The following is a 10,801-nucleotide window of genomic DNA, read 5'->3' as shown; positions in this document are numbered from 1 at the left end:
CAGAATTATCAATTGTTAAAAGCCGCTGGTCGAATCAGAAAGCCAATTTTATTGAAACGCGGAATGTCAGCGACCCTTCAGGAGTTTTTAATGAGTGCAGAGTACATTTTATCAGAAGGAAATCAACAAGTAATTTTATGTGAAAGAGGAATTAGAACATTCGTCGAATATACTCGCAATACTCTGGATTTAAATATTGTTCCTGTAATTAAAAAATTATCACACCTTCCAGTAATTGTCGATCCAAGTCATGGTACTGGCAGAACAGATATAATCATTCCTATGAGTCTTGCATCACTGGCAGCAGGTGCTGATGGACTGATGGTTGAAGTTCATCCTGAACCTGAAAAATCCGTTTCTGATGCTGATCAAACTCTATCCCCTGCTCAATTTGGCGAATTAATGGAAAAGACAAAGAAGTTAATAAATATTTTTAATTGAGGTGAAGTATGGCTGGTAACATTTTCGGAAATTTATTTAGAGTAATCACATTTGGAGAAAGTCATGGACCAGTAGTTGGAGTAGTAATTGATGGAATTCAACCAAACTTACTTATTGATGTTTCTGAAATCCAAAAAGATTTAGATAAACGAAAACCTGGACAGAGTAAAGTAACTTCTCGAAGAAAAGAATCTGATAAAGTACAGGTTGTCTCAGGAATATTTGAAGGAAAGACAACAGGCACACCGCTATGTATGTTAATCAGAAATGAAGACACAAGAGCTAAGGATTATTCTGATTTGAAAGAAGTTTTTCGCCCTGGGCATGCAGGTTATACTTTTCTAAAAAAATATGGAATATATGATTACCAAGGAGGTGGGAGAGCATCTGGAAGAGAAACTGTTTCGAGAGTTGCAGCCGGTGCTATAGCAAAACAACTCTTAAATTCTCGAGGAATTAAAATCGTGGCTTATACAAAAAAAATTTCTTCGGTCGAAATTAATGATTTTGTTGAAGAAGAAATTAATAAAAACATTGTACGTTCTCCGGATAAACTTGCAGCAGAAAAAATGATCGAACTAATTGATGAGGCACGGAAGGATGGGGACTCGCTCGGCGGAATCGTTGAGATTCGTGTTTCTGGTCTTAAAGCTGGATTTGGCGAGCCTGTATTCGATAAAATAGACGCTGACCTATCGAATGCATTGATGTCCATTGGCGCTGTAAAAGGTTTTGAAGTCGGCAGTGGTTTCAAATCAGCTGAAATGCGCGGGAGTGAATGTAATGACCAATTCATGTTCAATCCTGAAACAAAAGAAATTGAGACAATCACTAATAACAGCGGCGGGATTCTCGGCGGAATTACCAGCGGATCAGAATTAAATTTTCGGATTGCGGTCAAGCCGACTTCTTCAATTTCAAAAAAACAAAGAAGTGTAACTACATCTGGAGAAGAAGTAGAGATCCAAATTGGCGGTAGACACGATCCGTGCATTTGTCCAAGAATTGTTCCCGTAGCCGAAGCGATGACAGCTCTTGTGCTAATCGATCACATTTTAATGCAAGAAAGGATTGTTACTGGCAGAGAAAATTTGGATGAAAAACGAAATGAACTAGACTTAATCGACCGACAAATTCTTCTGTTAATTCACGCAAGAGAAGACCTCGTTAGAGAGGTAGCAAAGGTCAAAAATATAAATGGTTTTGACATTGAAGATGAGGGTAGAGAAAAGAGAGTTTATAAAAACTGGATTTCGGCTGCGCAGGAACTAAGTTTGGATAAAGAACTTATCGAAAAGATAATGAAACTTATTCTTGAACGTTCAAAGTTTATTCAAACCAAAGGATAATTTTTGAAAGCAGGAATTATTGGATATGGCAGATTCGGAAAGCTTTTCGTAAAATATTTTGCTAAATATTTTCAGTTTGAAATTTATGATAAATCTTTTTTACTGACGAATGGAGAGAAGGAAGACTGTTATAACAAATTTTCTGAATGTGAATTCCTTTTTTTTGCAGTCCCAATATCCCAACTCGAAGATGCAATAATGGAAATTTATCCATTCATTAATAAAAATGCATTGGCGGCAGATTTATGTTCGGTTCAGGAATTTCCGCTGTCCGCCCTAAAAAAGTACTTTCCAAATAATGAGATCGTAAGTCTCCATCCCCTTTTTGGTCCCGAAAGCGTAACAGAATCGTTGAAAGATCATCAAGTAATTATGACGTACGGACAGGCGAGCGTAGAAAGATATCGCAAACTTGAAGGCTTTTTTATAAAAGAAGGTTTGAGAATTATTAACATGTCTGCTGAAGAACATGATCGACAAATGGCTTGGACACTTTGTTTAACTCAATTTATCGGAAGAGGACTTGGCAATTTACCCCTTCCAAAAAATAAGATTGGAACGAAAGGATATTTTGATTTATTTGATATAATTACGCGAGCAAACGCTGACACAATAGAACTCTTCCACGATATGAATAAATTCAATAGGTTTTCTAATGAAATGCGGAAAAAAGTAATTGAAGAATTTATGAAATTGAATCTGAAATTGGATGATCATGATGCTTCAAAACACTGAACGAAATCGACTCGCAGATCTATTAAAAGGGATTGCAATTCTTTTAATGATTCAAGTTCATATTATGGAATTGTTCGCCAGTCAAGATATTTTTCACAGCACAATTGGTAAGGTTTCTCTTTTTCTTGGTGCCGCACCAGCAGCGCCAATTTTCATGATTGTAATGGGATATTTTGCTGCTCAATCCAAAAAAGACTTTGACACTCAGTTACTGAGAGGAATTAAGCTTTTCCTTGGAGGGATATTGTTGAATGTTGGGCTCAATTTATCATTGTTAATTAAAATATATTTTTATGGAGAAAATCTTGATCCATATAGATATATCTTCGGGGCTGATATTCTTCCTTTAGCTGGCTTGAGTTTAATTGCGCTTGCTGGAATAAAAAAATTCACCGCAGACAAATCAATTTGGCAAGTAATAATCTTAGTTTTCGTAATCCTAATTGCTGAAGTCGTGAATAAAATCGATCCGCTAATTCCGGATACATGGAAATATTTTCTTTCTTTCCTTTTCGGAATCAGCGAATGGGCTTACTTCCCTTTCTTCATTTGGTTTGTCTATCCATTGTCAGGCTTTTTATTGTATAACTTATTATTACGACAAGTTTTTACGAAGTACTTCAAAAAAAGAAATCTACTGATCGGATTCATTCTCGTTGCGATCTTTACTGCTTTAACAATTAATTGGTCAACATCTCTCTCAGCAAATTTACAGGCTTATTACCACCATGGATTTCTTTTTTATGTCTGGTGCATAATTTTCTTAACCGGATGGACAATAGCCATACATTTTATATTAAGCTTTTTACAGAACAATTATGTAATTAGATATGCAGAGTGGCTCGGAAGAAATGTAACTGCAGTTTATGTTTTTCAATGGATAATAATTGGAAATATCGCGACCTATATTTATCAATCAAAAGGGATTTGGGAAATAGTATTGTGGTTCCCATTCGTACTCTTAATCACTTCAATACTCACCCTACTCTGGCGAAAATATCAAACGTAACTTCACTTAATGATTATCGCTTTGCTAAGTTTTTTTTCGGATTTCAATCTCCACTCGAGTTTTCTTCTTAAGTTTTCTTTCTGAGGATGATTTGGATCTGCATTGATCAATTGCATAAAATACTCGACAACTTTTTCATAATTGTTTAAATACATGCTCACAGCCGCATAAGCGTAATATAATTCTGAGAGTGGAACTTGTCCAAGCAAATCTACTCTATCTTTTAAAATGTTCTCAGCTTTTTTACAATATTCCATTGACTTATTTAATTCACTGTTCTTTAAAAAGACTGACGCGAGCTGGATATAAAGTCTCACTTTCGATAGTGTATCTTGATGAACTGCCTTAAGAAATATTTTTTCCACTTCGCTCAACTTGAATATTTTCAAAAGACTTGTCGCATTGAGATTCTCGTTTAAAATATGATTTGCGTATTTATTCAATAGGACAGATGAATCGGGGAATATTCTTAACAATGTTTCCAACTCAGAGCGATTATTTTTGTCAATTAATAGTTTCTCTTTCGCCTCCATCAGTAAAACATTTGAAACATAACTTGATTGTTTTTGCTCAGTCAGGTTTCGAGCAAATGCGTAGGACAATCTGTAATTCTTCGACTTTGATAAATGATATTCTGACGCGCTAAATATTTCCTCAGACGTAACTTTCACACGATTTAAATAATCTTTTAGAAGAATGTTATTTAAAGTATCAAAACGCCCATCATAATTATATACCAGCATACTCGTTTTTCCGATGAAGAATGACTTCGGAGCAAGGAACTCGAGCTGAGGTTTCAGCTGAGTGTTTAATCTTTTGCTGCTTGCAATAGAATAAAATCCTTCTGATGAAATAGTCTGGCAGCTCAAGAAAGTAAAAAGATTTTTTATATCGATTTTTCGGAAATCGTCTTTGACCTTTTTTTGATTAAACTTGCGCTGTAAAATTTCGAAATCTACTTCAAGCTTTTTGCCTGAACCAACAATTATGATATCTCCAAAAGTTGATGTCCAGATCTCAGAATATGGGAATACTTCATTAAAAGTGGCAAGCACGAGTTTCAAAATTTCATCCTGCATTTCATATATATGGAACCATTGCACCATCAATCCATCTTCATTCAGCTTTTCCTTGCAGTTAGTGAAATATTCCATTGAAAATAAATTCCCAATCCCGCTTATCCAAGGATTTGATGGTTCGGAAATTATGACGTCATATTTTTGGTTTGATAATTTTAGAATGGTCTGGGCATCTTCAATATGCACTTTCAAACGAGGATCATTCAAACAATTATTATTAGCTTGCCTAAAATATTCTGCAGCTTCGATTACTTCAGAAGAAATTTCTGCACATTCAACTTTTTCCACATCATGTGCCAAAGTCGAAGCAATTGTAACTCCGCTTCCAAATCCAACAATAAAAATGTTTTTTGCATTTGGATGCAGCATCATCGGAACTTGTCCGAGCAAAACTTGAGTCGGCATATCAGTTATGTCGCTCGCATCTGGTTTACCATTTATAATCAGCACTCGGTCTGAATTTAGACCCGGTTCCTGGATTACTCCTACATTTGCATTCAGACCTTCTTTGTAATACAACACTTTTTTTTGTTCGAGAAAATTTTTAAAATCAGAGAAAGACTTTGGCTGAACATCATGGTAACGCTTAAATACACCACTCAACATTAAATTAATATTCCATGATGGATTGAGTAATAAATAAATCATAGTGATTGTGGCTGAACTGGCAACGAAAATTATCCTCTGACGGTGGCGAATTTTATCATAGAATATAATAAGAAGGAACGCCGCAACAAGATTTAGTACAATTCCAATTTCGAAAGAATTTTTTATTCCAAATTTAGGGATTAAAAATAAACCAGTGATTACCACACCGATAACTGTACCGGCAGTGTTCACAGAAAATACAGTCCCGACAGAATAACCAACTTTTTTTGAAGACGTAGAAACGATTTCAACAACAAGCGGCAGAGTCATACCCATAAAAATTGTCGGAATGAAAATCAGCAAGAAGCAGACAAGAAACTCAATACTCAAAAATATCCCAAAAGTTGTATCAGTTTTTACCAGAATCGAAGAGAGCTTTAAAAAATCATATGGAAGTCTCTCATAAAATGGTAAAATGATCATCGTACTGACAGCGATTGCAGTTTGACAAAAAATTATTGCATTAACTTTATCATACTTTTTGAATTTGTCCGACGCAACTATTAAACTTCCAAGTGTGATTCCGCTGATGAATGCCATCAGCATTATTGAAAATGAATAAGTGGACGATCCAAAAATATTAATCAATACTCTCACCCAAACCATTTCATAAAGTAGAGCAGCCATGCCCGATATTCCGGCAGCAATAATAGAAACTGAAATAATTTTTTTACTAAAATTGACCTCACTATCAGTGGGGATGTTAGGTTCATTAAGTAATTCACCTGGTATCGATTTGCCTGTTGGTAAATTTAATGTGATCAGTCCGATTGCAGCATTTATGAATGCAGCTATGTAAATAGTAACATTAAATCCAAAATTTTCTATAAGCACAAATCCAACAAAGTAAGTGCCTATCACTGCTCCAAATGAATTCAGAAAGTAAAGTGTCGCAGTTTCTTTACGAATGCTTGAAATTTCTGCTGCAAAAAACTTTGTTAATGCTGGAAGTGTCCCCCCCATTAAAATCGTCGGAAGTAATATCAAGCTGGAGCTAAGCAATAATTTAAACGAATTGTATAAAATTAAATTCGACTCAACTCCAAGTGATATCGCAGCTTCAATATAAATCTTTCCTAAGAAGGTGCTGATCAATGGATATAAAAAGCAATAGACACCTATAATTAATTCTAAAATAGCATATAACCTTACGGGCGAAATAAACTTGTCAACCCGTGTACCAATAAAGTAATTTCCTAATGCAAGTCCTCCAAGAAAAGTTGCCAGCACTATCATCTGAGCATAGGTTGAATTGCCTAGGAACAGAGCAAGATACTTGAACCATACAACTTGGTAAATTAATCCTGTCATTCCGCTGAGGATGAAAAATACAGCAAGGATTAATCTCGTTTTTTCGTCTGACTTTGTTTCTATCGAGATATTTGTCATGATTTATTGGATTGGTTAATAAATTTCATTTTATATATTGAGTGCAAAGTTATCAAAATTATTGAAAGGAAAAATTAGTGGATAAAAAGAATTATGAAATATTGATAAGAAAAGATGGAGAAAATAAATATTCAGCTTTCTGTCCCGAATTGAACCTTTTAGTGAAAGGAACTTCCCACGAAGGAGTTGAACTGAAAATTAGAAAAAAAATAGCTGAATTAAATAGTGTAAACCTCAAGGCAAATCCCGATTCCTGTTCAGCCGCAATCAATGAGGAACCTGCCCATTAGTTAGGTTGGCCTTAGTCGATAGTCTCGTCCGCCGAAGCGGAATGCGTATGCGGATTAAAGAATGAGACTGAAGGTAGTGAAATTAGCGGGAAGGCATAACTAAGTCAAAAACTGAGCCAAACTCATTTTTGATTAAGAAAAAACTATTGACTATCAGTCCAAAAAGAGCTATATCGCACAAGTGAAAAGGAGAGAACAGTTTTTTACATTGGATATTGATGGCATCACTTCCGATACGATTGTTAAGCCTGGGGTTGTTTCAACCTGCTAACTATAGTTAGACAAAAACAAAATAACAAATTTTAACAATCAGCTTAAAGGAGAGCTTTATGAAAAAATTCCTTCCGGTACTTTTTATCCTTCTAATGTTTAGTTTATCGTTCGCACAATTAACTGGAACGAAAACTATTCCTGGCGATTATACTACTATTCAGGCTGCAATCGCTGCTTTAAATTCATCTGGTGTAGGATCTGGAGGTGTAACTTTTAATGTTGCAGCTGGTCATACTGAATCAAGTACTGATTCACTTGTTATCAATGCAACTGGAACTTCTGGGAATCCTATTGTTTTCCAAAAAAGTGGAACTGGAGCAAATCCGGTAATCTCAAGAACAGATGGAGGTTTTCTTACGACATCATCATTGGGTGGTGCCGGTGACGCAGTAATAAAATTTAATGGCACAGACTATATTACCTTCGATGGTATTGACGTTTCAGGTGCAAGTGGTATCGAGTATGGATATCTGACTCATAAAAACAACGGAACAGATGCTTGTCAAAATCTTACGATTAAAAATGCCACGATAACAATGACAAAAGGTACGAGTGCCTTCGTCATGGGTATCTACGTTGGTAATGGAACAACCTCGCTCTCATCAGCCACAGGTGTAACTGTAACAGATCAAGGTGGGCGTAATATAAATATTGTGTTAACAGGTAACACAGTCCAGAATGTCCATGCAGGAATTTACGTGCGAGGATCATCTGCAACTGGTTTTGCTGACTCAAGCGTTATAGTTGGTCAATCTGGTGCTGGAAATATCATTAAAAATTTTGGCGGCGGCTCAGCAACTGCAACTTATGGTGTGTACTTTATATATGTAATTAATCCAAATGTTGCCTACAATACAATTAACAATGCCGATGGCGGTTCTGCACATGGATCAACTTTATACGGAGTATTTACCTCAAGTGGTGTTGCGGGGGATATAAATTGCAGTAATAACAATATTACGATGGCTAATTCTTCTGCCTCATCAGCCACTTATTATATCTATAATACTAATGCTGTAACATCGGAAACTTATAATAACAATACATTTGCAGCTGGAACACTTTCTTCAACTGGATCTGTAGGTCTCATTTGGTCGAGCACCAGCCTCAGTGCTGCTACAAAGACCATCTCTGGAAATTCAATCAGTGGAACTATTAATAGAACCGGTGCAAGTGGAACTTTTTACTTTTATTATAACAATGGAAGCGGTACCCACACTGAGAATCTTTATAATAATACTATTTCGAATATTACACTTACTGGTTCATCAACATTCTATGGTTTTCTGTCAACTACAGCTAGTACATGCACTCACAATATATACAACAATACCGTTAAAGATATTACAGGTGGAACCGGCACAATGTATGGAATTCATAGAACTTTAGCTGCAGGCTCAGTTTATAATAACTCAGTTTATAATTTAACTGGGGGTGGTACGATCTGGGGTATTAGTTGTGGTTCAGGTAATATGAGTATCTACAAAAATTCAATTTATAATTTATCTTCTTCATCAATAGGGACAACTGCGGGTACAGTTACTGGAATTTACGTAAGTGCCCAAACTAATACTTACATTTACAATAATTTTGTCTCCGAGCTTAAAGCTCCAACTTGTGCAGCTACTGATGCTATTAGAGGTATTGGAAGCATTGCTGCTAGTACTACTGCAAATCTTGGAATTTATTACAACACTATCTTTTTGAATGCATCTTCGACTGGTACAAATTTTGGTACAAGCGGAATATATGTTACTACCAGCACTACAGCAACATCTGGTGCTCTTGATATGCGTAATAATATTATTGTGAACGCATCAACATCGGCTGGAACAGGATTTACAGCTGCTTATCGAAGAAGCAGTACTACTCTTACAAACTTCGTAGCAGCAAATAACAATTTATTTTTTGCTGGTACACCAAGCGCAACTAACTTAATATATTATGATGGCACGAATTCAGATCAGACTATTGCTGGGTATAAAGCTCGAGTCTCTCCGTTGGAAGCAGCATCCTTTAGTGAAAATGCAACATTTGTAAATTCAACGACACCGCCATACGATTTACATATTAATACAACCGCGCCAACTCAGATCGAAAGCGGTGCTGGTGTTATTAGCGCTCCAATTTCTATCACCGATGACTTCGATGGTCAGACGAGGAATGCAACAACTCCAGATGTAGGCGCTGATGAGTTTAACGGTGTGGGATTGGATCTAACACCACCGACTATGACTTATACTGCGTTAATGAATACTTCATCATTAACTGCTCGAAACTTAGCAGTAACAGTTACTGATCCAAGCGGTGTGCCAACAACTTCACCGGGCTGGCCAAATCTTTATTGGAAGATTAATTCAGCTGCGTCATATACTGCTGCGACTCCAAATTCTGTGGTTGGAAGCGTATATACTTTTAATTTTGGAGCGGGTGTGGTTCTTGGCGACACGGTCAAATATTATATCTGTGCTCAAGACAATGCTGGAACTCCCAACGTTGGTGCAAGCCCATCCGTGGGAGCTAGTGGCTTTTCGACTAATCCGCCTGCTGCCTCAACACCACCGACTACACCTAATTCGTATATTATCATAGGCGCGATTAGCGGAATAAAAACTGTTGGTATTAGTGGAGATTATGCCACTTTAACTGCTGCAATAAACGATTTTAATGCGAAGGAGCAAACTGGTCCAGTTACATTCTCCCTTCTTGACGCTGATTATTCAACTTCGGAAACATTCCCAATAGTTATTAATCAGAATCCGGGAACGACCAGCACGAATACACTTACTATCAAACCAGCATCTTCAGTTAATGCAACTATTTCTGGTGCTGCTTCCGCAATCATTAAATTAAATGGTGCAGATTATGTAACAATTGATGGATCTAACAGCGGAACATCATCGCGCAACTTAACAATTTCAAATTCAGGTACAGCGCCGCCTATTGCTGCTATTTGGATTGGAAGCCTCGGTATAGGTGCTGGTGCTATGAATAATACAATTAAAAATTGCAACATCAATAATGGATTGAATACTGGTACAACCTATACAAGTTATGCAATCTTTGTCGGAAGTGCATCAACCATTGGAACGGCTGGTGAAAATAATAACAACTTAACAATTCAGAACAATATCATCAGCAAAGCTTATCATGGTATATATGCTGTTGCCCCTTCAACTGGTATAAATAGCGGATTAAATATTTCATCCAATATTATTGGCTCAAATACAGCAACAGACTATATTGGATACTATGGTGTTTATGTCGAAGGCGCTAATCCTCCTTTAATTTCCCAAAATGAAATTTTTAATATTATTTCTGCAGTCAGTATTAATATTGCTGGAATCAATATTGGGCAAAATGTTACTGGTGCTTCAATCAATCGAAATCTAATCCATGATATTAAGCAAAATGCAACAGGAGGATGGGGAGCTTACGGTATAAACATTGCCTCAGGTACAAATGTATCCAACATCGTAATTTCTAATAATATGATATATGGGATTAATACGATCAATTATAGTACTTCAAGCACAATTTATAATCCATTTGGTATTAGAATTACTGGTGGTACAGGACACAAATTTT

At 36.3% G+C, this 10,801-nt stretch carries 7 protein-coding genes; 6 read left to right on the top strand and 1 reads right to left on the bottom strand.

Features of this window, described 5'->3' with window-relative positions; all coding sequences use genetic code 11:
• The 4 genes from FJ213_11605 to FJ213_11590 form a co-directional block, all read left to right on the top strand.
• On the top strand, positions 1–441 hold a 441-nt coding region (locus FJ213_11605), incomplete at its 5' end, for a 3-deoxy-7-phosphoheptulonate synthase (GenBank protein MBM4176798.1).
• An 8-nt stretch (positions 442–449) separates the two neighbouring features.
• Positions 450–1,790: a chorismate synthase gene (gene aroC, locus FJ213_11600; GenBank protein ID MBM4176797.1), complete on the top strand. Its 1,341-nt coding sequence runs from the start codon at positions 450–452 to the stop codon at positions 1,788–1,790.
• 3 nt (positions 1,791–1,793) lie between these two features.
• The gene (locus FJ213_11595; protein MBM4176796.1) at positions 1,794–2,525 is read left to right on the top strand and encodes a prephenate dehydrogenase; all 732 of its coding nucleotides are present in this window, start codon (positions 1,794–1,796) and stop codon (positions 2,523–2,525) included.
• The gene (locus FJ213_11590) at positions 2,506–3,534 is read left to right on the top strand and encodes a hypothetical protein (GenBank protein MBM4176795.1); all 1,029 of its coding nucleotides are present in this window, start codon (positions 2,506–2,508) and stop codon (positions 3,532–3,534) included. Before FJ213_11595 ends, FJ213_11590 begins: the two co-directional genes overlap by 20 nt.
• A 2-nt stretch (positions 3,535–3,536) precedes the next feature.
• On the opposite strand, the gene FJ213_11585 is transcribed toward FJ213_11590, so the two are convergent.
• Positions 3,537–6,650: a hypothetical protein gene (locus tag FJ213_11585; GenBank protein ID MBM4176794.1), complete on the bottom strand. Its 3,114-nt coding sequence runs from the start codon at positions 6,648–6,650 to the stop codon at positions 3,537–3,539.
• A 77-nt stretch (positions 6,651–6,727) separates the two neighbouring features.
• Here FJ213_11585 and FJ213_11580 point away from each other — a divergent pair, with 77 nt between their 5' ends.
• Entirely contained in the window at positions 6,728–6,940 is a 213-nt protein-coding gene (locus FJ213_11580) for a hypothetical protein (GenBank protein MBM4176793.1), read from the top strand.
• Between the two features lie 329 nt (positions 6,941–7,269).
• Positions 7,270–10,801: hypothetical protein (locus tag FJ213_11575; GenBank protein ID MBM4176792.1), on the top strand; the 3,532-nt coding region annotated here is incomplete at its 3' end.

The sequence above is a fragment of the Ignavibacteria bacterium genome (assembly GCA_016873845.1).
Taxonomy (GTDB): Bacteria; Bacteroidota; Ignavibacteria; order Ch128b; family Ch128b; genus JAHJVF01.
Note: the sequence above shows the minus strand (reverse complement) of the source record. Positions and strands in the feature narration are given on the sequence as shown.